Annotated in this window: 15 protein-coding genes and 1 pseudogene; 8 read left to right on the plus strand and 8 right to left on the minus strand. The window is 58.0% G+C overall.

Going from position 1 to position 22,604, the window contains the following annotated elements; translation table 11 throughout:
• Nucleotides 1–39: 39 nt before the first annotated feature.
• The gene (locus ABVT36_RS05790; protein WP_368455695.1) at nucleotides 40–549 is read left to right on the plus strand and encodes a DUF4304 domain-containing protein; all 510 of its coding nucleotides are present in this window, start codon (nucleotides 40–42) and stop codon (nucleotides 547–549) included.
• A gap of 317 nt (nucleotides 550–866) precedes the next feature.
• The gene (locus ABVT36_RS05795; RefSeq protein ID WP_368455696.1) at nucleotides 867–1,373 is read left to right on the plus strand and encodes a GNAT family N-acetyltransferase; all 507 of its coding nucleotides are present in this window, start codon (nucleotides 867–869) and stop codon (nucleotides 1,371–1,373) included.
• Nucleotides 1,374–1,827: 454 nt separating this feature from the next.
• Here ABVT36_RS05795 and xthA read toward each other — a convergent pair whose 3' ends face one another.
• Both xthA and ABVT36_RS05805 read right to left on the minus strand, forming a co-directional pair.
• Nucleotides 1,828–2,643, minus strand: a complete 816-nt coding sequence (gene xthA / locus ABVT36_RS05800) for an exodeoxyribonuclease III (protein ID WP_368455697.1) — start codon at nucleotides 2,641–2,643, stop codon at nucleotides 1,828–1,830.
• Nucleotides 2,644–2,847: 204 nt separating this feature from the next.
• Nucleotides 2,848–4,953 carry a carboxy terminal-processing peptidase gene (locus ABVT36_RS05805; RefSeq protein WP_368455699.1) on the minus strand — a complete coding sequence of 702 codons (2,106 nt, stop codon included), beginning with the start codon at nucleotides 4,951–4,953 and terminating at the stop codon, nucleotides 2,848–2,850.
• A 690-nt stretch (nucleotides 4,954–5,643) separates the two neighbouring features.
• Between ABVT36_RS05805 and ABVT36_RS05810 the strand changes: the two genes are divergently transcribed.
• Complete coding sequence (locus tag ABVT36_RS05810) at nucleotides 5,644–8,001, plus strand: TonB-dependent receptor (RefSeq protein WP_368455700.1); 2,358 nt, start codon at nucleotides 5,644–5,646, stop codon at nucleotides 7,999–8,001.
• Nucleotides 8,002–8,057: 56 nt separating this feature from the next.
• Here ABVT36_RS05810 and ABVT36_RS05815 read toward each other — a convergent pair whose 3' ends face one another.
• The 4 genes from ABVT36_RS05815 to murI form a co-directional block, all read right to left on the minus strand.
• Entirely contained in the window at nucleotides 8,058–9,131 is a 1,074-nt protein-coding gene (locus ABVT36_RS05815) for a 3-deoxy-7-phosphoheptulonate synthase (RefSeq protein ID WP_368455701.1), read from the minus strand.
• Nucleotides 9,132–9,305: 174 nt separating this feature from the next.
• Nucleotides 9,306–12,773 (minus strand): UvrD-helicase domain-containing protein, encoded by a 3,468-nt coding sequence (locus ABVT36_RS05820; protein ID WP_368455702.1) that lies wholly within the window; start codon nucleotides 12,771–12,773, stop codon nucleotides 9,306–9,308.
• Nucleotides 12,770–15,475, minus strand: a complete 2,706-nt coding sequence (locus ABVT36_RS05825) for a PD-(D/E)XK nuclease family protein (RefSeq protein ID WP_368455703.1) — start codon at nucleotides 15,473–15,475, stop codon at nucleotides 12,770–12,772. Before ABVT36_RS05825 ends, ABVT36_RS05820 begins: the two co-directional genes overlap by 4 nt.
• A 66-nt stretch (nucleotides 15,476–15,541) precedes the next feature.
• Complete coding sequence (gene murI, locus ABVT36_RS05830) at nucleotides 15,542–16,378, minus strand: glutamate racemase (RefSeq protein WP_368455704.1); 837 nt, start codon at nucleotides 16,376–16,378, stop codon at nucleotides 15,542–15,544.
• A gap of 251 nt (nucleotides 16,379–16,629) precedes the next feature.
• Between murI and ABVT36_RS05835 the strand changes: the two genes are divergently transcribed.
• Together ABVT36_RS05835 and ABVT36_RS05840 are read left to right on the plus strand one after the other, a co-directional pair.
• The gene (locus ABVT36_RS05835) at nucleotides 16,630–17,562 is read left to right on the plus strand and encodes an AEC family transporter (protein WP_368455705.1); all 933 of its coding nucleotides are present in this window, start codon (nucleotides 16,630–16,632) and stop codon (nucleotides 17,560–17,562) included.
• Between the two features lie 369 nt (nucleotides 17,563–17,931).
• Entirely contained in the window at nucleotides 17,932–18,414 is a 483-nt protein-coding gene (locus tag ABVT36_RS05840; RefSeq protein WP_367151545.1) for a DUF2489 domain-containing protein, read from the plus strand.
• Nucleotides 18,415–18,481: 67 nt separating this feature from the next.
• Here the strand turns inward: ABVT36_RS05840 and trmA are convergent, their stop codons facing one another.
• On the minus strand, nucleotides 18,482–19,570 hold the full coding sequence (gene trmA / locus ABVT36_RS05845; protein ID WP_368455706.1) for a tRNA (uridine(54)-C5)-methyltransferase TrmA: 1,089 nt from the start codon (nucleotides 19,568–19,570) through the stop codon (nucleotides 18,482–18,484).
• Nucleotides 19,571–19,670: 100 nt separating this feature from the next.
• Between trmA and ABVT36_RS05850 the strand changes: the two genes are divergently transcribed.
• The 3 genes and pseudogenes from ABVT36_RS05850 to ABVT36_RS05860 all read left to right on the plus strand — a co-directional run bounded on the left by ABVT36_RS05850 (nucleotide 19,671) and on the right by ABVT36_RS05860 (nucleotide 22,183).
• Complete coding sequence (locus ABVT36_RS05850) at nucleotides 19,671–20,075, plus strand: secondary thiamine-phosphate synthase enzyme YjbQ (protein WP_368455718.1); 405 nt, start codon at nucleotides 19,671–19,673, stop codon at nucleotides 20,073–20,075.
• A gap of 678 nt (nucleotides 20,076–20,753) precedes the next feature.
• Nucleotides 20,754–21,645, plus strand: a pseudogene (locus tag ABVT36_RS05855) (IS5 family transposase); the annotation flags it as partial.
• 334 nt (nucleotides 21,646–21,979) lie between these two features.
• Nucleotides 21,980–22,183: a hypothetical protein gene (locus tag ABVT36_RS05860; RefSeq protein WP_368455707.1), complete on the plus strand. Its 204-nt coding sequence runs from the start codon at nucleotides 21,980–21,982 to the stop codon at nucleotides 22,181–22,183.
• A 42-nt stretch (nucleotides 22,184–22,225) separates the two neighbouring features.
• On the opposite strand, the gene ABVT36_RS05865 is transcribed toward ABVT36_RS05860, so the two are convergent.
• A complete protein-coding gene (locus ABVT36_RS05865; protein ID WP_368455708.1) occupies nucleotides 22,226–22,483 on the minus strand; it encodes an ogr/Delta-like zinc finger family protein in 258 nt (85 codons plus the stop codon).
• Nucleotides 22,484–22,604 lie beyond the last annotated feature (121 nt).

Raw genomic sequence — 22,604 nt, forward strand, 5'->3', positions numbered from 1 at the left:
ATAGCCCGGCTAATAATGAATTTAAGGAAGGCTTGAGTATTGAAGACTGACCCCGGAGATCTTCGGAAACTGCTGATAGAAGAATTGGCTGGTCGTTTGTTGGAACCCTGGTTGAAGAAGGGCTTCGGGCTGGTTTCTCTTGGGTCTGATGAAAAAGGGGCGGAGCTCGAAACGGCTTTCCCTCTCGGCCGCCTGAAAAAAGACAGGAATGGGGATATAGAGATTATCGAAGTCCAATTTGACAAGTATGGTGCGGCAAGGTTTGTCATTAACTTCGGCATAGTCCCCAAGGAGGGGGTTGAGCTGCCCTGGGGGCAGCATTTGGACAGGCACCAGGCGGACGCCTCGGCATTGCCGGAGGCGTACAGGTTATATCGTCGACCATTTTTGGATGGATGGTTTGGATTGAACTTTTTTTCGCCCAAGGGCAGGGATGCAGTAAAAAACATTGTTGATACTGCCATTGGGATTTCCTCAGAAATGGAGGAATGGTTCCGCTCTAAAGCAGTTGGCCGGCATATGAAAAGATTCGGAATGCACGGGGGTTAATTCCGATCCAGATAAAGGTGCGATGCAGTGCACTACAGCTTGCCGGTACAAAGCTATTTTGATTCAGTTAAAGTGGCCTTTGATCCGGATTTATGTGCTCCCATATCTCGAGTTATACGCTGCCTAACCTATTGATTAATATAGAAAATCTGGTATATTTCACCCCTATATATTGCATGAATAAACTCCTGTTCTGTAGTTTAATAACGGTCAGGCTTATTGCTTGTGAGCTTTTTAAACGTATACCAAAAAACAACCAAGTGCATGACAGGTATTAATTCCATTACTAAACTGTTAACTTTTGGGGGGAGGTCCGATTGAGTATTAATATCCGGGAAGAACAACCGGGTGATGTGCAAAGCATTGATCAGGTCATTATTGCTGCATTTCTTGAAGCTCCTCATACTGGTCATACAGAACATTTTATTGTCAAGGCACTTCGTGAGTCAGGCGCATTATCAATTTCAATTGTTGCGGAAGAGAATGGCGATATTATTGGACACTTGGCGATTTCTCCCGTTACCATTTCCGATGGCGCAGATAATTGGTATGGATTAGGTCCCATCTCAGTTCTTCCCGATAGGCAGGGTAGGGGTATTGGTTCAAAACTTATGAATTCAGCCATTAGGCAGTTAGAAAATATAAAAGCCAAGGGCTGCGTTTTACTTGGAGAGCCAAACTATTATCACCGCTTTGGCTTTAAGCCTAGAGAGGGCCTGGTACTTATGGGTGTGCCTCCAGAGTACTTTCAAGCTCTGGTACTTCAAGGCGATTTGCCCCAGGGAAGAGTCACATACCATGAGTCCTTTTCTGCAAAGGATTAAATAAAGTACCCGGACGTAGATAGGCCCTGCACGGCGGGGCTGCGGCGGCAATAGGACTCTGGTGCTCCGCACCTAACAGGTTGTTGAAAAAGGCATCCTGCCTTTTTCGACACACGAAAAGCGAAAAATGTAATTTTCACTTTTCTCCCAAAATCAACGACTTAGGCGTCGCCGATTTTGCTGGAACATCCATTTTCCGGTAGCAGGCATCGAAATTCTTCGAATTTCAACAGCCTGCTAAAAAGCAACCATCCTTGACTTTCGCACAGCGCCGTGCCAAAAGGTACAACAGGCTCCACTGAGGCAGTATTGAATTAGCCAGAGGTTCCTGGAGAGGCTGCCGGAAAAGCCTTTCCTGGCTTTTCTTATCCCGGACTGCAAACCCGCCGTCACAAATCAAGCTGTTGTACGCTTGATTTGCAGCTCGAATATTCCTGTTCGGGGCAACAGGTTGTTAAAGTTTGAACTGGGCCCAGATAGGGGCGTGATCCGAGGGGCGCTCCATAGCGCGGATATCGTAATCGACTCCCGCACCAACGCAAGCCTCCGCCAGGGACTGGGTGGCGAGAATCAGGTCAATTCTCAGACCACGTTTGGGGTCGCGGTCGAAGCCCCGGCTTCGATAGTCGAACCAGCTGAAAACATCGCTGGTATCCGGGTGTAGGTCGCGGAAAGTGTCTACCAGGCCCCAATCCTGAATTTTTTCCAGCCACTCTCTTTCCTCCGGCAGGAAGCTGCACTTGCCGTCACGCAACCAGCGTTTGCGGTTGGGTTCGCCTATGCCGATATCCTGGTCTGTGGGAGAGATATTCATATCGCCAATCACCAGTAAAGGCGCGCCGGGATCACAGTTCTGCGCAAGATAGTTGTCCAGATCGGCGTAGTATTTGCGCTTGGCGGGAAACTTGACCGGATGTTCCCGATTTTCACCCTGGGGGAAGTAACCGTTGATCACTGTAAGCGGAGTGCTGCCGCCTATATCGAACCTGCTTACCAGCAGCCGGCGCTGAGCCTGGGGGCCATCCTTTGGAAAGCCGTACTCGCTGTTGATAAAGGGCAGGCGGGAAAGGATGGCCACGCCATAGTGGATTTTCTGCCCAAAGAAGACGACTTCGTAGCCGAGATCCCGGATTTGACTCAGGGGGAAGTCCTCGTCGGTGACTTTGGTCTCCTGCAGACCGATGATGTCAGGTGAATGCTCCTTCACCAAGGTTTCGAGTTGGTGCAGGCGGGCACGGACGCTATTGACGTTGAACGAAACGACTTTCATTCTGTATTTTCCCTGGATTGGAGCAGAGCCGCGTGAGTCGACCCTGAAGTTCAGGCCTATAGCCGGAACTGAAGCTTGATTATATGGTTAATTGCCGCAGGCCCTGCAGAGTGGTCGCTGTATCGCGGAAGGGTGCCGACCAGGCGGCACTCTCACACGTTGAAGCCAGTTGCTACCCTCAATCAGCAGGCCAACTGCATTTCCTCAGAAGTTGGCAACCTGGGGCGGAGTTTTACTCATTTTGTTATAGAGGCCGATGAAGTCCGCCATTATATACCCGGTTTCACTCAGGATAGGGTCGTCCTCCAGCGTTATCTCCACCGGTCCCCCCACAGTGGCAACATCTTCTGATTCGCTCTTTTCGAAGGCTTCAAAGTCCACGTAGGGTTCTAGCCCTTTGGCGCTGCGACGGCGGTTTTCCATTGCCAGCAGTTCATGGTTTACGTTTTGCCTCTCCGTTTCCCGGGTGGTCTCGTTGAGCGATATCAGCTTGCGGTCTGCACGGTCCTCCTCAAAACGAAAGTGGTCGCGCAGATAGACGAAGTCCGGATTGGTGGTAGTGCGCTGGTTGTGTTTGCTGATCAGATTTGGAATCAGGGTTTTCAGATTGAAATACTTGGCGTGGGGCACTGAATGGATACGGTCCCAGGGCAGGGCTGTATCGTAAGCACTTTCCCCTACACTGTCCGCATCAATGAGTTGCGGCATTAGGATGTCGGGTGTTATACCGGCGTGCTGGGTGCTGTCGCCGGATACGCGATAGAACTTGGACTGAGTGATTTTCAGCTGTCCGTCTTTAAGCGGCGCCATAGTCTGCACAGTGCCCTTGCCGAAGGATTTGCTGCCCACCACCAGGCCGCGGTTGTAGTCCTGGATAGCGCCGGCAAAAATTTCTGAGGCCGACGCAGACAGGCGGTTGATGAGCACTATCAGTGGGCCCCGGTACATGGCCCTGGAGCGGGAGCGGTTGTGCCGCGATATCTGCTCATTGGCATGGCGGATCTGCACTACCGGTCCCTGATCGATAAACAGATCGGTGAGCATGGTGGCTTCCTGCAGCGAGCCACCGCCATTGTTGCGCAGGTCCAGAACTACGCCGTCCACGCCTTCCTCCTGTAGTTCATTCAGGAGTCGCGCGACGTCGCGGGTGGTGCTCTTGTAGTTGGGGTCGCGCCGGCGATAGGCTTCAAAGTCTATATAGAAAGTCGGCAGGTTGATTACCCCGACTTTGTAGATTTTGTCGCCGTTGGAAAACTCAAAAGTGGCTTTCTTGGCGGCCTGGTCTTCCAGTTTTACCTTGCTGCGCTTGATCAACACAGTGCGGTGGGAACCGTCGCCTCCAGCCGGTACAGTCTCCAGGCGCACATAGGTGCCGGCGGAGCCCCGGATCAGATCCACCACATCATCCAGGCGCCAGCCGATCACATCGACCATTTCACCTTCCTTGTCCTGACCCACGGCGACGATCTTGTCGTTGGGCTTGATCTTACCGCTGCGGTCCGCGGGGCCACCCGCTACCAGACGCGCTACCTTGGTGTACTCGTCCTCCAGTTGCAGGACAGCGCCTATCCCTTCCAGGGACAGGGACATGCTCATGTTGAAATTCTCCAGAGAGCGAGGGGAGAGATAGTTGCTGTGCGGATCGTAAAGCTGTGTAAGCGAATTCATATAGAGTTCGAATACGTCGTCGCTGTTCTGCTGTTCGACACGCTTCAGCTGACCGTGGTAGCGCCGAGTGAGCAGATCGCGGATCTCGTCGTCGGTTTTGCCGGTAAGACGCAGGTTCAGCACACTGGATTTGAGGCGTTTCCTCCACAGCTCGTCGGCTTCACTGATGGAGGTGGGCCACTGGCTTTCCTCCCGGTCCAGCAACAGGCTTTCGTTGCGGGTAAAGTCAAAAGTCGGAAGCCCCTGTTCCAGTTGTGAAACTATATTGGTGAGTCGGTCGGTCACCCGCAGCCGGTAACGATTGTAAATTGCAAACCCGGTTTTGATCTCGCCTTTGCGCAATTCGTCGTCGAGAAGGGTGCGATGATCGCGGAACTCACTGATGTCGGATGCGAGAAAGTAGCTCTTGGTGGGGTCCAGTGCGTCGATGTACTTGTCCCAGAGCTGGCCGGACATGTCGTTGCCAAGCTTGAGCTTGTTGTAGTGCAACATTTCCAGTTTGCCGACTATCTCCCGGGCTGTGCTGCCCTGGTCAGGTTCTGGCTGTAGCCTCTCAACGTCCGCTGAAGAGATGGAGGGAAGGGTGAGAATTGTGAGATACAGCAAGCCTGAGAACAGTGCGGTGAACCGATTGGTCAGCATAAATACTCTCTTTAAACGTCCTACTTCAGAAGGCGCCCCACTGCCGCGAAATCAGATCCCCGGCCGTGGCGACTTGTAGCTTACGACAAGTATAAAGGCATAAAGCTCCAAAAGGCATGAAATGCCTTCAATACGCGGTGGTTGGTTTTTCACAAGGCCACACAAAACGAGATGAAATTTCCGCCAGTGGTGAATTTCGGCGCTTTTGTGCTCAAATGTTGGGCTTGGACTGTCAGTGGCTGACCATTGTCGTGCACCCTGGCCGCAGTGGAGCCGGGGGCCTGCTGGTGTCCATGAAGGCGGGACTGCACATCTGCGGCCGGTCAATTTCATTCCCGGGAACTGCCCTAGGCACAGCTGTCAGGGGCAGTTCCCTAGCGGGGAATGACAGACGGGACTTGGCGGTAAGTCTCGGTCACTATACCATCGGCGGCGCCTGTAGAAACCGGCAGATGGAAACTGTAATAAAAACGGATTCCCGGCGACAGAGGGAGGGATTCAGCGGCGGTCAGCCGGCTGAACGACTTTGACTGCCCGCGGCCCGGGATATTGTGGCCGAAGGGTCAGGCAGGTTACCGGGAATCTTTTATTGGCAGCCGGGTCCAGCCCGCCTTTGCGGCACCGATGGGTGGCGATAGTGGGCCCGGCATTGGAATTCCAAGTTTGATCGTTAATTTACTGGGGACAGAAATGGGAACGAAATACCGCTATGTCTCGCCATCTTTGATGGCGGCTATGACTGCGTCTTTAGCACTGCCAGTGCTGGCTCAGGGTGTTGAGAGCCAGGACGGGGAGGCGCCGGAGCTGGTCGAAGTGGTTGGTGAACGAGAAGCGTCCACCAGGTCGGCGCCGGGTGCAGATGAGATCAATGACAGCTTTGGTGTGGGGCTGAGTAGCGCGGATATAGGCCGCTCAGTGACGCCTGTGGCAAGCTGGCTGCTGGAAGCGGCGGCGGTGGAAGACATCCGCGATCTGCAGCGCGTCGCTCCAAATACCTATTCCGCCACCGGCTTTGGCGCCCCCAGTCTACCCACCTTGCGGGGCCAGCTCGGCGAGTTGTTTGAGTTGGGATTGCGCCGCCAGGCCGGCAACAACGGACTCGGTATTCCACTTTCTTTCAACAGTGTGGAGCAGGTGGATGTGGTGCGCGGTATGCCCCCAGTTTTATTGGGCGCCACACAGCGTACCGGCGGTTTTATCAATTTGCAGCCCAAGAGACCCAGTCTGACCGACTCCGCCGGAGAAGTGACAGTGCGGGCCGGAGAGTGGCAGAGGTATCGCACCCAGGCGGATTATTCGACCCCGCTGATAGAGGGCCGCAGTGGGTTACGTGTCAGCTACGAGCACCGGGATGAGGGCAGCTTCTACGACTACAGTGGATTCGACAGTGACAACCTGTTTGTCTCCCATTTATTGCGTCCCGATGACGACTCCGAGTGGCTGTTGTCCCTGGAGTATTATGACGTTGAATGGACCGACAACGCCGGTATCAACAGGCCCACACAGCAGTTGATTGACGACGGACTCTACATCCAGGGGCAAGGTGTACAGCCCAATGGTTCCCGGGTTCCCGGCGCTGGCTCTGTGGTCAGCCCCACCGGACTGGTGAGAATCGACCGCAGCAATGTTTACACTGATCCACTGGATATAAACGGCGCTGAGACACTGTTGCTGCACTCGCTGTACCGGGTGCAGTTGACCGACGAAGTGGAGTTTATTAACCGGACTTACTACGAGCATCTGGAGCGCGAGGAAATCGCCCAGAACAGCTTCGTGGAGATCATAGATGGCGCGGATACCTTCGAAAACCGCAGTGAATGGTATTTTGGTAATACGGTCGCCGGTGTAAGCCTGCGCTATAACGATGTGCTGGGCTACAGCCAGTTCACCACCGAGGCGGATTTGCCGGTGGACCTGACCGGCCCGCTGAGCAATCGCCGGATTCCATTGACCGACGCGCAAAAGGGCCGCTTGGTAGAACTGCGTCCCGGCGTTTTTGTCTCTCCCGGAGGACAGTATGACCTGGACGGTGACGGTGCGGGTGATTTCAACCTGTCGGACACCACCGATTCCACCAGCCTGCAATCCGGCCTGTTTTTGCAGCACCGGCAGGACCTTACCGACGAGGTGTGGATTACCGCCGGGGTGCGCGGCGACTGGTACGATGTGGAGGCGCGCGATCCCCTGGCGCCCGAGGGCGTGCGGGCCGCGGAGGACAGCCACAGTGATTTTCTCAAATCCGGCAGTGCCAGCCTGCACTATCGCCCGCAGGACACTCTGACCTTCTACGCCACTGCAGCCTACCAGGAGTCCACCTCCAACAGCCTGGGTGGTGGTAACGTCCTGGGTGGCGACAACAGAATCAATCCGCTGAATTTCGCCACCGAAAACGAGCTGTATGAGCTGGGTGTCAAATACCAGCCGGAGGGCGGTAACTGGTACGCGGAAGGCACACTGTTTGATCAGACTCGCAGCCTCCGCAACCGCGACGGCAGTAATTCCGGTATTCGCACCCAAGGTGCGGAGTTGCAGCTGGCCTACCAGGGCGAACGCCTGTGGGCCAATATGGGCGCCAGCTATCTGGATGCCCATTTCGATGACTCGGCGGCTTTTCAGGACGCCAGTCAGGTGGCGGACGCCTTTGACAATTCCCGCCCCGATATTATTGAGGGCACAGGCGCTGGGGCACCGAACTTTACCGCCTTTCCGGCGAGTGATGCGCGTGTCCCGGGCATCCCCGAGTGGAGTGCCTCGGCAGCCACCGGCTATCGCCTAAACGCCGCCTGGTCTGTCGGCGGTTCCGCAGTGGTTACCGGCGAATATCCGCTGGATTATTTGCAAACCGTGGAAATACCGGTGCAGTTTACCCTCAACGCCAATGTGGAGTATCGGTTTAACCAACAGCAGACTGCATTGCGACTGGATATCTTCAACCTGACTGATGAAGAGAACTGGGCGCCGGTCTTCGAAGGTGGTTATTTTGGTTCTACACTGGTGTTTCCGGAGCTACCCAGGTACGCAGACCTGTCCTTGACCCATCGTTTTTAGACCATTTAACCCGGGCCGCATTTCTGCGGCCCGGGTGGCCGCGGCTTTTCGCCGGATCAGGGTTTTCTCGCCCTCAGCGGTTCGCGCAGGGACTCGGCCATCCCCAGTAGCAGTGTTTCGGTGGTTTCCCAGTCGATACACTTGTCTGTGACAGATACGCCGTACTCCATCTGGCTGTGGTCATCGAGAATCTTCTGGTTGCCGGCCTTCAGATTGCTCTCCACCATAATGCCGATAATGGATTGATTTCCATCCAGTATCTGGTGTGTGACGTTATCCACCACCAGTGGCTGCAGTTCGTGGTTTTTATTGGAGTTGGCGTGGCTGCAATCGACCATGACGTTGGGTGCCAGTCCGGCCTTGCGCAGTTCCTGCTCGCACATGGCAACGCTGACGGAATCGTAATTTGGTTTGTTGTTGCCGCCCCGCAAGACTATGTGGCCATAGCGGTTGCCGGCGGTGTGGATCACCGCCACCTGGCCCTGCTTGTTGATCCCGAGGAAGCGGTGGGGATTGGCGGTGGACTGCAACGCATTGATGGCCACCTCCAGGCCGCCGTCGGTGCCGTTTTTGAAGCCGACCGAAGAGGAGAGACCACTGGCCATCTCGCGATGAGTCTGGGATTCGGTGGTGCGTGCGCCGATGGCGGACCAGGAAATCAAATCCTGCAGATACTGGGGCGATATGGGATCCAGTGCCTCGGTGGCGGTGGGCAGCCCCAACTCGGCGATATCCTGCAACAGCTTGCGGCCGATATGCAGCCCCTCCTGGATCTTGAAGGAGTCGTTTAGAAAGGGGTCGTTGATCAGCCCCTTCCAGCCCACCGTAGTGCGCGGTTTTTCAAAATAGACCCGCATGACAATCAGCAGTGTGTCGTCGACCTTATCCGCCACCTGTTTCAGGCGGTGGGCATAGTCCATCGCGGCCCCGACATCGTGTACCGAACAGGGTCCGATCACCACCATCAGGCGGTGGTCCCTGCGGTCGAGAATATTGCGCACGGCAGTGCGCCCGCGGGCCACACTGGCTTCCGCTGCCGCGCTTACCGGCAGTTCATTTTTGAGCTGCTCGGGGCTGATCAGGATCTCCTGGGAGAGTACATTTAAATCGTCAAACTGCTGTGTGGCCATGGCTGTCGGTATTTAGTGGATTTCTGGGGGTATCCGGCACCTTGCCCGGGGGATGTCGACCGCAGGGACAGAGGAGCGCGATATAGGGAGTGCTATCCTAACCACCGGCGGGACACTGGGCGAGTGTTTCATTTGCAACCAAATAACCCTGGTCGGGGCTGACTCCTAACTGAATTAATCAAAGGTTCCTTGGCCCCGGAGTCTCACCAGTTGTTTTAGCAGTGGGAAATACAGGGCGCAGCGGATATTGCGCTCGCCCCGCGCAATCATCAGCCGCCGGTATCCCTCCAGCTGCGTCCGGTACTTTTCCAGCTGTGCAGCCAGGAACTGCTCCTCGGACTCGCCCGCCGGTGGTTCGGCGGTCTTGTAGTCCACAATCCAGCGTATTCCATCATCGATAAAGGTACGATCAATAATCGATCGGCGGAGTTGTTGGCCGCCGCTGTGCAGTTCCAGTTCACAGGCGGACTCGCCGTGATTCCGATCCAGCAGCCAGCGCCCGGTTTCGCATCGGAGCGTATTGCGCACCGCCAGCTCCACTTTGGCCAGCGCGTTTTGCAGGTCGTCTCCGCTGAGTCCCAGTTGCTTCAGCCGCAACTGCCACAGCGGCTTCTGTGCCTGGAGCCGCTGCTGGTCCCACTGGCACAGCTCCGAGGTGGCGATGGTGGCCAGGGTCTCGTGAGCGACGGTGCCGGTATGGCGCAGCCAGCGCTGGGCCACTTGCCCCAATTCCGGAAGGTTGTCCTCGTCACTTTGCCTGGGTTGGTAATCCTCGGTGCGGAAAGCGGCCAACAGCTCACCGCGGGGGAGGGCAGGAACCTGCCATTGTGAGGGCAGCCGCAGCAAATAGTTGTGGTTTGGGGCTGAGGCATCGGTGTCATCGTCGCCATTCTCCGCTTCCAGCCAGTGACACCAGCCGGCCCCTTCACCCGTGACAACCGATGGCCAGATGGCGGCCAGCAGGGAAGCCCTTGGGGGAGCCTGCGGCTGTATTTGTTTCTCGTTTCGTTTTGCGCAGGCGAGCAGGTGCAGGGAGTGGATGGCGCGGGTGCAGCCAACATAGAGCAGACGGGTGCCTTCCAGGCGCTCCCGTTCGTCGTTGTCGTATTTGAGGAAATCGAACAGTGGATCCGCGTCGCCGCGCGCATTTTTGGGTGCCAGCAAAAAGCGGCTCTCTCCCTCAGTGTTGAGCCATTCCGTCCAGCGCAGCAACTGATCTCCGGAGGGCTTGCCACCCTGGTCCAGCCCGGGAATCAGCACATGCTCGAACTCCAGGCCTTTTGACTTGTGGATCGTCATGACCTGGACGCCCGCACTATCACCGGGGCGGGCGAAGCGCTTTTCCAGGGCGATTTGAAACGATTCCCAGTCAGAAATACCACCGCCGCTATCGAACTCCTGCAGTAGCTGAAAGAAATCCTGCACATTGTCCAGGTCGGCCTTGTGGGCCACGGTGGCCGGTCCGCCCAGTGCCAGCCACAAACCCTCGATCCAGCTGCGCAGGGGTTTTCGTCCGCGTTCCCGCCAGGCCTGGGACACGGGTGTCGCAAGATGCTTCAGGCGTGCGCGGCCGTCGTCGCTGAGCAGGGGAATTTGTTCCGCCTCGCGGAGCGCCAACAGCAGGGGGCAGGCCGCCGGGTCGGTGGGGGGCAGGCCTTCGTTGCGCCACATTGCCACTGCGTGCAGGTCCGGCAGCAGCAGGCCGCACCAGGGGGCGCGCAGCAGCGACAGCCAACTGATTCTGTCGCTGGGGTCCAGCAGGGCGCGGGTCAGGCTTAACAGGTCCAGAGCCGTCATTTTGCTGGACAGGGGTGCCAGATCAGGTGCCTGGAACTCGATCCCGGCTGAGTGTAGTGCCGGCAGTATTCGCTGCAGATGTTTCTTCTTGCGCACCAGTATGGCGATGCGCCCCTGGGGATCCTGTTGTCGCAGCCGCTGCACCAGTGCCACCACTTGCCGCGCTTCGCAAGCGCGGTTGGCATCGTTGATACAGCCGTGGAAACGCACCGCCGGTTCCAGGCCGGGGCTTTCGCCGCCCTCCGGTGTGCGCGAAGGTAAATAGCGGACCGCGCCCCGGCTGATATTGTCCCGCGCGGGAAAGGCCCGCTGGAAAATCCGGTTGACCCAGTCGACCACTGCGGCATTGGAGCGGAAGTTCACCGCCAGGTCCAGCGGCTGCAGGGCGACGGTACCTATGCCCCCCGCGCGGGCGTTGAGAAAAATCCCCACATTGGCATTGCGGAAGCCATAGCAGGACTGCATCCCGTCGCCGACGATAAACAGGGTACGTCCGTCGCCCGCTTCCCAGCCGGCGGTCAGTTTTTCCAGCAGCTGCAGTTGCAGCTGGGATGTGTCCTGAAATTCGTCCACGAGGATATGCCGGGTTTGGACATCCATCTTCAGGGCCAGGTCAGTGGGGGCGTCACTGCTGCCCAGGGCCAGTAGGGCCGCCTGGGCCACTTCGGTATAGTCGGTGGCTCCCAGCTGTTGGAATACCAGTTTCAATTCCGCCACCAGCCTGGGCAATACCTGGCCGAGGGCCTGCAGCAGCTGCCACTGACCCGGTGCCAGTCCGCCGGGCAGCTTGCGCACTTCGATAATCGCGCCGAGCAGGTCCGGTCTGTCCGCCAGTTCCGCCAGCAGCGCTTTAAACCGCGCCTTGTACTCCTTGGCGTTTGCGGTGGCCGGATCTTTCCGATCGCCCGGGGGGAAGCCGATGCGCTTGTCCACCGCGCTGCGCCATTTGCCCTCCCTGGTCACCAGCAGGTCGGTCAGTGCCGTCCACAGACTCAAAGCCTCCACCTCTGTGGCGGGCAATTCCGTTATATCTGCACAACCGGCGACCGGGTGCTCCGGGTGTGTCCGGGCCAGATTGGTGCCGGCGTAATCGGCCAGCTCCAGCAGCTCCCCCGCCAGTCCGCACAGCTGTGTGCTCAGTTGCAGCAGGTTTTCAACGATCAGTTCGTCGATAACGAAATGAAAATAATCCCGCGCACCCTCTGTGCCCACGCTGAGGAGAGAGGGCAGCCATTGTTCGCGATTGCCCAGCAGAATCTGCAACAGCTTGTGGAACTGGCCCAGGTCATTGTCCAGATGCAACAGCACTTGTGCCAACGGACCCTCGGTCTCCTCGTCGAGCACCTCGAGCAGATTCACTATTGCCAGCTCAAATGCGGTCTCGGTCTGTTCCAGTGGGTCTCCCGGCGCGCCGAGGCCGCTCTCGATGGGCAATTGTACGGCGAGGCTGCGGCAGAGACCGTCGATGGTTTGTATCCGCAGGCGTTGTGGCATCTGCAGAAGCTGCCAGCCCTGCTGCTGGTCCCGCGCCAGCAGTTGCGTCGCCAGTTCCCAGGTGACGGCTTCGTGCGGGCTTTGGGGGCGGGGGTTATCCCGCGCCCGGCGGAGGGCCTCGACCACGCGCTCGCGCATTTCCCCCGCGGCTTTGCGGGTGAAAGTGATGGCCAGCACCTCTTCCGGCTGCTGGCAGTGCGCCAGCAGTTTCAGCATCCGCTGGGTGAGCAGACCGGTTTTACCCGAGCCGGCGGGTGCGGACACGGCGAAACTGGCGCTGATATCCAGTGCCCGGCGGCGCGCCTGGGTATCGGCGGGCTGTGGCACCGGCTTGTTGATGGCTCGGTTCATGTCGGTGCCTGGGCCCGTTCCGGCCATCGGTTCAGGGGCCAGAGGTCACTCTGTTGCAGGTTGTCCTGGGGCCGGTCAAACACCAGGGTGGCAACACCCCGCCGATACTCGTCCGCCAGTGTCTCAAGTGCACTCCGCCAGTGCCCGGTCAGTGCTTCCCAATCGGCAGCAGGCAATTCCCCCCCCGCTTCAGCTACGAATTTGATCCCCTCGATGGGCTGGCGCAGATCGCCGCAGCCTATCCACCGGCAGCCGCCCTGGCGCACCTGGCCAAACGCCAAAGCCCGGGCCCCGGGCTGGCAGAGGGCGTACAGCGGCAGCTGTGGGTCGCGGACCCGCTCCTGCAACCAATCGCTGAGGCTGGGCAGGCCGGTCTTGTAATCGATCACCAGTTGTTCGCCGCCGGCCAGCTGGTCGAGACGGTCCAGCCGCAGCGTAAAGTGGAGTCCACCGATTTCCACCTGCTGTTCCCACTCCACTTCTGTCACCGAGAAAGCCGGGCGCGCCGTTTCCACCGCCAGCCATTGATCCATCAGTCGCAATAGGCGCTCCTTTTCTGTAATCCAGAAACCGGCCGGCAGGTGCCGGTACTGCCGGCCCGGCACGCGCAAGGCGCTGTCTATTGCTGTTTCCAGCAGGGTCTGCCGGGCCTGCGGTTGCAGCTGGCACAGCCGGGCGGAATCGCCGCATGCCTGCCAGAACTCCGCTAGCGCCTGGTGCACGATACTGCCCCTTGCCGCGGGGCTGAGGCCAATCCCCGGCCTGGCTGCGGCGATGGCGCCCAGGCGGTAGCGCAATTGCGCGTTGAGCGGGCACAGGGCCTGGGCTTTCAATACGCCAGCGCCGCCGCGCACCGCTTCACACTCCTCTGGGGTCAATGGCGGCAGCGAAACCTCCTCTGCGCGCTGCAGTGACACACCGGTGGCCATTTGTCGGCAATGTGAGTTGAGGGCATCCGTATCCACCCCTTCGGCCACCGTCGGAGTGCCGAACAGGCTGCTGAGGCCCTGCGCCACACCGTCCTTTTCGGAAACATAACTGATAACTACGTCGGGGCTGGCCTGCAACAGTTCTTCGCTCAATTCACGGGCCAGCTCCAGTTCCCGTTCGGCGCTGGCGCGGGGCATTTTCCAGTGCTTTTGCCACTGCAGCGGAAGCAGGGGGTTGGGGGCTGGGGCAGGGGGCCACTGCGACTGCCCGAAACCCACCAGGCGCAGGTGATCGAATGCCAGGCCACCGGCTTCCAGTACCCCCAGGATCTGCACCGGTCCGTCGCGGGTCTCCGCCTGGAATGGCGTGCGCTTGGCGATCTGGCGCAGCTGCTGCAGGGCCTGATTAAGGGAGAGCAGGCCGGCGAAGGCGGACAGCGCAGCCAGCTCCTCCAGCGCGGTTTCCCAGAGTCGCAACTGCTGATACTCCTGGCTGTCCGGCGTGCGGGGGCCGGGCCATTGCAGCAGGGACAGCACATCGCTGAAACGCCTGGCCCAGATCTCCGCCGGCGCCCGGTGCCAGCGCCGCTGCCATTCGCCGAGGCGTTCCAGCTGCCGGGGCAATTGCGGCGATTCCCCGCCCAGCTGCTCGGCCGTGCGCTGGGCCCAGTAGCGCAGGGTGGCGCCATCGATCCGGCGCAGTTCCAGCTTTTGCAGGCGCCGCAGCAGAGCGGCGCGCAACCACATCTCCCCGTCATCCCCCCAAAAGGGCGAGAACAACACGTTGCGCAGTTGCGAGTAACTCCACTCCTCCTGAAGCTGCTCCAGCAGTTGTAACGCGGCGCTGCCGACCGGAGTCTGTGCCAGAGGCGTGCCGGCGGAGAAATTAAACGGCAGGGTATAGCGTGGCTGTGCCGGGTTGAAAAACTGCGGTTCCAGTACCCGGGTGAAGATGGCTTCCACCTCGGCGCGGCACTGCCCCAGATTGTTGACCACTACGCCGATGCCGGCGCGGGGATTGTGGCGCAGTTTCACCGCTACCCAGCGTGCGGCCTGTTCCAGTTCCTGTTCCAGGTCCCGGCACGGGGCCCTATGGCACGGGGCCGCGCGCGGTTGGGGCGGCCGAGCCACTACCTGTTCCGCTGCGGCATTTAGTATCTGCTGCGCCAGCGGAGAAATCTGCGCGAAACCCGCCGTATCGATACGCGGCAGGCGCGGTAGTTCTCCCTCGCGAATGGCCTGCAACAGCAGCTGGTCGCGCTGATCCGGGGTGATCGCATTGTCACTGCGCAGCAGATGTGCAAAGGATTCCAGCAGCTTCAGCAGTGGCAATTCATGGCGGCTAAGGGACAGCGCAAACTGATCCAGCAGCGGCTCTAAATCCCGGTCGGGCCTTTCGATGTCTTCAACCAGTTGCCACTGGATCAACTGAGCCAGGGCAGTATCCGCGTAACCGCACAGCCGCTGGCTGTTCAGCAGCTGCTGAGTCAGGCCCTGATCCAGGGCGCGGCGCCACAGCAGTTCGCGCTGCTCCCGGTTCAGCACCTGCCGCAGCGCCGGGCCCCAGCCCTGTTGCTGCAGTGTCAGCCAGAGTTTTTCGAACCAGCCCTGCAGGGATTCCACCGGTGGGGGGGACCAGCTTGCGCCGGCCTTTTGTGCGCTTGCGAACAGTTGCTGGCAGCGGTTGCGGAGGCGGTTGTTCGGGGTCAGTAGCAGGCCCCCGGGAGGCAGCTGCCGCAGAATATCCAGTACCGGAAATGCTGTTGTGAGCATGCGCTTTGTTCAGCCTGCAGAGAAGCGGAGAAGAAGGGGCTACGGTCGTGTTTTGTGCGCCGGCTGTCAACCGGAAACCTGGACAGCCCTCAGCGCAAATTCATTGAAGGCGCCCCGGACCACCGCATCCGGATCTTCGGCACTGGTCAGCAGCAGCCCCGGTTGCGCCTTCCCGCCGGCCGACACACCCAGCTGTTGCAGGCACCAGTCCACCCGGCGAGCTATGGCCGCACCTGAATCCAGCCACTGGATAGGGCGCGGCGCCCAGCGTTCCAGTTCCGTTCGCAACAGTGGAAAGTGGGTACAGGCCAGCACCGCTATGTCGATGTGATCGCCCCCCGGGGCGTCGAAGATGCGGCTGATCACCGGGCTAAGGTCACTGGCCGACAGGGTTTCCCCCCGCAGCTTGGCCTCCGCCAGGGGCACCAGTTCCGGTGCCGGCACATTGATCACCTGGCAGCCGTTGGCAAATTCCCGTATCAACTCCCGGGTGTATTTGCGATTTACCGTTCCCTCGGTGGCGATCAGGGCGATGGTGCCACTGCGGCTGGTGGAAGCCGCCGGCTTGACCGCCGGCACCACTCCCACCACCGGCTGGGGAAGGCGCTCGCGCAGCGGCGGCAGGGCCAGGGTACTGGCAGTATTGCAGCCGATAACCAGAATATCGGCCCCGGTGTGTGTCATCATCGCGCAGGCGGTGTCCACGATGCGGGGGCGAAGTTCTGCCTCTCCCTTGTCGCCATAGGGGTAGAAACCGTTGTCTATGCCGAAGTGCAGGGTCAATCCGGGCAGCAGCCGGCGGAGCTCCCGCGCGATGCTGATGGCGCCGACTCCTGAGTCGAAGATCAGCGCACTTGGGTGCACTGTGCTGCCGTTGTTACAATCTATGCTTTCGCTACCCATAGGTGACCCTGGTGTCCAGACTGATTTCCAACTGCGAAACCAGCCTCCATAGGATACCTCAAATTCCAGTGCCAGAGATGTTCTCTTTATCCCCTGAGACCGGTGCCGAGCCGGCTGTTGCCACTGCCGTGGTCCACCTCCCGCCACTGATCGGCTGTTCGCGCCGGCACACTCAGGGCCGGTTCGCCGCACCCCTGCGCAAATGCCGGACCCGAATCCGCCGGCGCTGCGGGGGGTAAGCCTGACTACCAATGGAAACCCTTGCCTTTGCATTTTCCGTCACCGGGCCTATTTTTCTCACACTGCTGGTGGGTTATGGCCTGGCGCGGGCGAAACTGCTGAGCGCTGCCTTTGTCGACGGCGCCACCCGACTGGTGTTCCTGGTTACCCTGCCGGTCCTCCTGTTTGTCAATATTTTTACCGCCGACGCCCAGCTCTCTGAGGAGACACCGCTGCTACTCGCCGGCCTGCTGGGAACCCTGTTGACACTGCCCCTGGCTTGGCTGGCGGCGCGCCCGGTAGCGCGGAGTGACCGCAGTGTGTTTATCCAGGGGGGCTTTCGTGGCAACTTGGGTATTGTCGGCATAGCCTGGGCATTCAATGCCTATGGGTCCAGTGGTCTGGCCCAGGCGGCCCTGCTGATGGCAGTGGTCACCATTCTGTACAACCTTGCCGCCGTCACCCTGTTTGCGGTGTACGACCGGCGCGGGAATACCTGGAGCTGGCAAAGCCTGACCATTGATATACTGCGCAATCCGCTGATTCTGGCCATTGTGCTGGCGCTGCTGGCAAAACAATTTGCGCTGCCACTGCCGCAGATTGCGCTGCAGACCGGACACTATCTGGCCTCTATGACATTGCCACTGGCCCTCCTGTGTATCGGCGCCAGTCTCGATTTCAGCCTGTTGCGCCGCAGTACCCTGGCCGCGGCCGGTGCCTGTGTTTTCAAGCTGGTCGCTGTGCCAGCGGTTTTACTCGGCTGTGGCTGGCTGCTGCAGCTGCCGCCCCAGGCCATGGGGGTGCTGTTCCTGATGGGGGCTACGCCCGCGGCCACGGTTTCGTTTATCATGGCGCGCGCCATGGGTGGCAACAGTCAGCTGGCGGCGAATATTGTCGCCCTGAGTACGCTCTGCTGTATCGTGAGTGCCAGTGCCGGTCTGGTATTGCTGCAAGCCTGGCTCTAGCGGGCGCTTGAAATTCGAGGAGTTTCGACGCCTGGTACCGGAATATGGCTGTTCCGGCAAAACCGGCGACGCCTGAGTCGTTGATTTTGCGAGAAAAGTGAAAATCATATTTTTCGCTTTTCGTGTTTTGAAACTGGCAGGAAGCTTTTTTCAACTATCTGCCAGGGGGCCCCTGATTGATTCTGTGCAACTCCAGGCTTTGTGTCGGGTTCACCAGCAAGGCGCAGTCGCGCCGTATGGCCCCTTGTCTTTCAAGAGCCTGCGCCGGCCTCCGCCCGGCGGCGGCATCTCCCTTGGCCGCACTAACCAGGCAACTTATTGAGCGGTCGGGTGAATAACACCTTTTTAACAAACGGCTGGAGGTAATGAATGGCGATTTTCCCGGCCTGGGTATTGATTGTAGCCGCCGCGATTGTATTCGGCCTGGCGGTAGTGGCCGGATTTTACTGGCGCAAACTGCAGTTGGCACAGCGCCGGCAGGCGGCGCAACTGGAGGCCCTGGAGAAGGGTGTCGCCGCACAGCGCAGAAATCTCATTGAAAGTATCCAGATACTGGCGCGCACTCTGCTGAACGATGGTGTAGGGCTGATCGAAGCCTCGATCCGCATCCGTGTGTTAATGGACGCGTTGCAGCTGGAGCAATCAGTGCGGGACGAGTTTGCCGTTTTCTTTACTGTGGCGGACAAGGCCGGCCATATTCCCATTTTGCAGGAATGGCAAAAACTGTCGCGTAAAAAACAATTCCAGTATGAACAGGAAATGGCCGCACTGGAGGCCGAATATCGGGATTTTGCCCTGGATGCGGCGCGCAGGCTCAGCACACGGAATTTTGACCGGCCCGAAACCGGATAGATTTGCGGCGCGCCCTGGCAGTGGGATCTGCCTTTTGCCAGCGATCCTCGCTGTGTTTTTCGCCACTCTATTTTCTTACCAGTAGCAGACCTGTCTCTGTGTGATCCGTATAGGGAAACTGGTCAAATAATGCGAAACGCGCTATGCGATGGGTTCCGCTGAGCCGCTCCAGGTTTTCCAGTTGTGTCTCGGGGTTACAGGAGATATAGAGAATCCTGGGGAACCGCGCCAGCATGGCGCAGGTATCCCGATCCAGGCCCGCTCGCGGCGGGTCCACCAATACGGTGGAAAAATCGTAGTTGTCCAGGTCGATATCCCGCAGGCGGCGAAAAGGGCGCACCTTGTCGATGGCCTGGGTCAGTTCCTCGCTGGAAAGCCGCGCTACCGCCAGATTGGTTACACCGTTTGCGCGGATATTTTCCTGCGCCGCCAGAACCGAGACTTTTGAGATTTCCGTCGCCAGCACCCTGGTAAAATGCTCGCACAGTGGAATCGTGAAATTGCCGTTGCCACAGTAGAGTTCCAGCAGGTCACCCTCGCTGCCAGAACAGACGTCCTTGGTCCAACCGATCATGGAGCGGCAGACGGCGCCATTGGGCTGGGTGAAACTGCCCTCTACCTGTTTGTACTCATAGCTCCGGTCGCCGATTTGCAGTTTCTCGGTGACATAATCTCTTTCCAGTACCAGTTTCTGTTTGCGCGAACGTCCCAAAACCGGAAATCCCAGTTGGTTTTGGAGTGCTCTGGCCTCGGCCTCCCAGGACTGGTCGAGCTTTTTGTGATAGATCAGTGTCACCAGTGCATCGCCGCTCAGGGTGGTGAGGAACTCCGCCGAGAAAAGGCGCTGTCGGAGGGTTTCACTGTTGTTGACCGCCGCCATCACCTGTGGCATCAACTGGTTCATCAAAAGTGAGCCCACCTGAAACTCCTCGATCACGAAAGGTTGCTTGTACTCTCCCGGTCGATACATGGCATAGTGTGCCTTGCGTTTCTCGTGCCAGATCTTGAATTCGGCCCGCAGCCGGTAGTGGATGGGAGGGGAGGGGTGAATCTCCGGCGCCAGATTGGTAAACCGGCGGTAGGCATCCCGCAGGCGCGCCGCCTTTTGTTCCAGTTGTGAGGCATAGTGGTCGGTATTTAAGCGGTGCAGGGCCATGCTGGGTTCTGGTCAGGTGATGGGATTGTCGATAGAGGCGCGGATTATAGCAGTCAAAGGCGCTGCTATCAGCGGCGAAGCAAAAGTGATGGAGGGCGCAATGCCGGTCGGACGGATTGAAATCGCGGTGCGGGGACAGGGCCTGCACGAGTTTACCGCCGAGGTGGGTAACTGGGTCGCTGCCCAGGGGGTGCAGGAAGGGCTCTGCAGCCTGTTTATCCAGCACACTTCGGCCAGTCTGTTGATTCAGGAGAACGCCGATCCGTCCGCGCGCGCCGACCTGGAGCAATGGCTTAACCGGCTGGTGCCCGAGAACGATCCCCTGTATACCCATACCCTGGAGGGCGCGGACGATATGCCCGCCCATATCAAAGCGGCCCTGACCGCCAGCAGTCTGTCCATCCCATTCCAAAATGGGCGCTTGTTGCTGGGCAGCTGGCAGGGCATTTATCTCTGGGAGCACCGCTGTTCGCATACTGTGCGACAGGTGGTCCTGCATTTGTGACAAGGCAGAGTGGTTGAATTCTGCCGTGGGTATGCACGGCGATTTTTACGGCCTGTCTATATAGATTCAAGTATATTTTCTTTGGTCTAAACAGGTTTCGACCCGGAACCAAAAGCTTGCATAGAATCGCCTTACAATAGTCGTTGGTAAACGGATTCATAAGAATTGGCGCCTATAAAATTTGTCTGCAACACCACGGTCAAGGAGCAGTCAAACAGGGGGGAAAAGAGCGAGAGCCTGGATTTTGAAAGTCTGGAAAGAAAGCAAGTCGATTCTGCTCTTCCTTATTTTAATGCTCTTTCGGAGTGCCTGCGCAGACTGGAACTCAGTTTTTCGAACTCAATGAAACTGACAATAGTAGAATGGAACCGAATCCTCGTAAACAAATTTGCCTGAGATATTCGGTTACCTTTTACTGCTTTCTCCTTAGTGAAACTTTTCGATCCTGGTAAAGGTTGCATCACCGTTTTTGAGCCAAAGGCATCTGGAAGTAGGTTGGTCAAAAGTACCCTTGGGTCACTTGGGGTGGCGATAGATTCGATAATGCTACGATCATAATCTAGCCCGGATATTTCATGGTCCAGCCTAGCAGGCTGTTGATTTTGTCGCCTGGGAACATTGGGTTAGATACAATACGGAAAACTATAACCCACAGAGGATTTCGGTTCAGTGCGCGGTATGGATGTTTTTCAGGAGTCTCTTTTCACAACAGTGCAGTTGGAATCGTTTGTTCCAGCAGATCACCCACTGAGGCCGATCAAAGCGCTCCTGGATGAGGCGATGAAGAATCTCAACTGGCTCTTCAGCAGCATATATTGCGAAACCGGCAGAGAGTCCATTCCGCCAGAACGCCTTATCAGGGCACAGTTGCTCCAGGTGCTTTACAGCATCCGCAGTGAACGGCAGCTGGTTGAACAGATCAACTACAACCTCCTGTATCGGTGGTTTGTCGGCTTAACGATTGATGACAACGTCTGGAATCACTCCACATTCAGCATTAATCGGGATCGGCTGCTGGAAAACGATGTGATTACGGAGCTGTTCGAAGAGGTGGTTGAGCTGGCTCGTAAACGCAAGCTTCTTTCCGACGAGCACTTCAGCGTAGACGGTACCCTGATTCAAGCCTGGGCTTCGCAAAAGAGCTATCGCCGTAAAGATGACAATAACGATCCTCCTGCGGGCGGTGGTCGCAACCGCGAAGCGAATTTCCACGGTGAAAAGCGCAGTAACATTACCCACGAGTCGAAGACGGACGGTGATGCGCGGATGGCCAGGAAAGGCCCTGGTAAAGAAGCCAAGCTGTCGTACATGGGTCATACCGTGATGGAAAACCGTAACGGTCTGATTGTTAAGGCTGCGGCCAGTCTCGCTACTGGCAAAGCTGAGCGGGAAGTAGCATGCGGGCTTGCTGGCGGAACTTCCCGGCATGAAGAAGCGCACGGTTGGTGCAGACAAGAACTATGACACCGCCGGGTTTGTGGAAGATTGCAGGGCCATGAATATGACGCCCCATGTTGCCCGGAATGACAATCGTATTGGAGGCTCTGCCATTGATGGTCGCACCAGTCGCCGCGGGTGCCCTTGGGGCACCCCTAGCCTGCGTCGTTTTGCGTCGCCCGCAAGCCTTTGCCAACCCTCTTGCAGCCCCCGCCGTATCTGGGCCTAGCTGACTTTCGCCAGTGAGTCAAAATCAACGCATTAAGTCCGCAGGCGAGGCGTGGGGCTAACTGCGCGCGCCGGGGTGGCGCGGGCTTGTGGCAGGGCGAAGGTAGTCTGTGGCAGATAAGGAAAAGAAGGCCACGCGAGCCGGCAGACTCATTGATTTTCGTTTGGCTACTTTTGCCAGAGATGTGGTCCAGATCGCCGAGCCCTTGCAGTGGACGCTGCATTGAAAGGGGCGTACCATGGCGACCGAACTCTATGCGGCCATCCGTGAGGATTCCAGATATTTCAATCAGAATCCGTCCCGGCAATTGTTGCCATTCCCGGTATCGATCGCCGACACCACAGACACCTACCGTGTGCGGGGCAATGGCGACAGCTATCGCCTGGAGGATGTGCATTTGTTTGTCAAAGCCGGACCTGGATATCACCTCATTAACCATTAACCATTAGCTTTTAGCTGCTTTGATCTTATGGGCCAAGCCGCCTTAACCCTGACCCTCGACCTGGCGCAGCAGGGCCTGACGGTCCGCCGCTGGCATGGCCTGCAGCATGTCCAGCACGATAGTGTGACGGTCCTGTGACGAGGGGGACAGGGTATGGCGAAAAGCCAGATCCATCACAAAGGTGTGGCCACAGTGCTCCACGTTCTTGCACGCGCAGTAGAGTTGTACCAGTTTGGGGTCCATTTCCTTGCGGCTGGTAATGATTGCTTTACTGCCACATTTCGTGCAGTTGATTTGCATTTGCTATCCATAAGAAATAAAAAGTTCAAGCGTTATTTTACTACAATGTGACATCTGTCAGTGCAATAAAAATTTTTTTGCGAGTATTGTCGCTACCGCAGACAAGGTGCCGTTTGATGGC

Source organism: Microbulbifer sp. TYP-18 (assembly GCF_040932045.1).
GTDB lineage: Bacteria > Pseudomonadota > Gammaproteobacteria > Pseudomonadales > Cellvibrionaceae > Microbulbifer.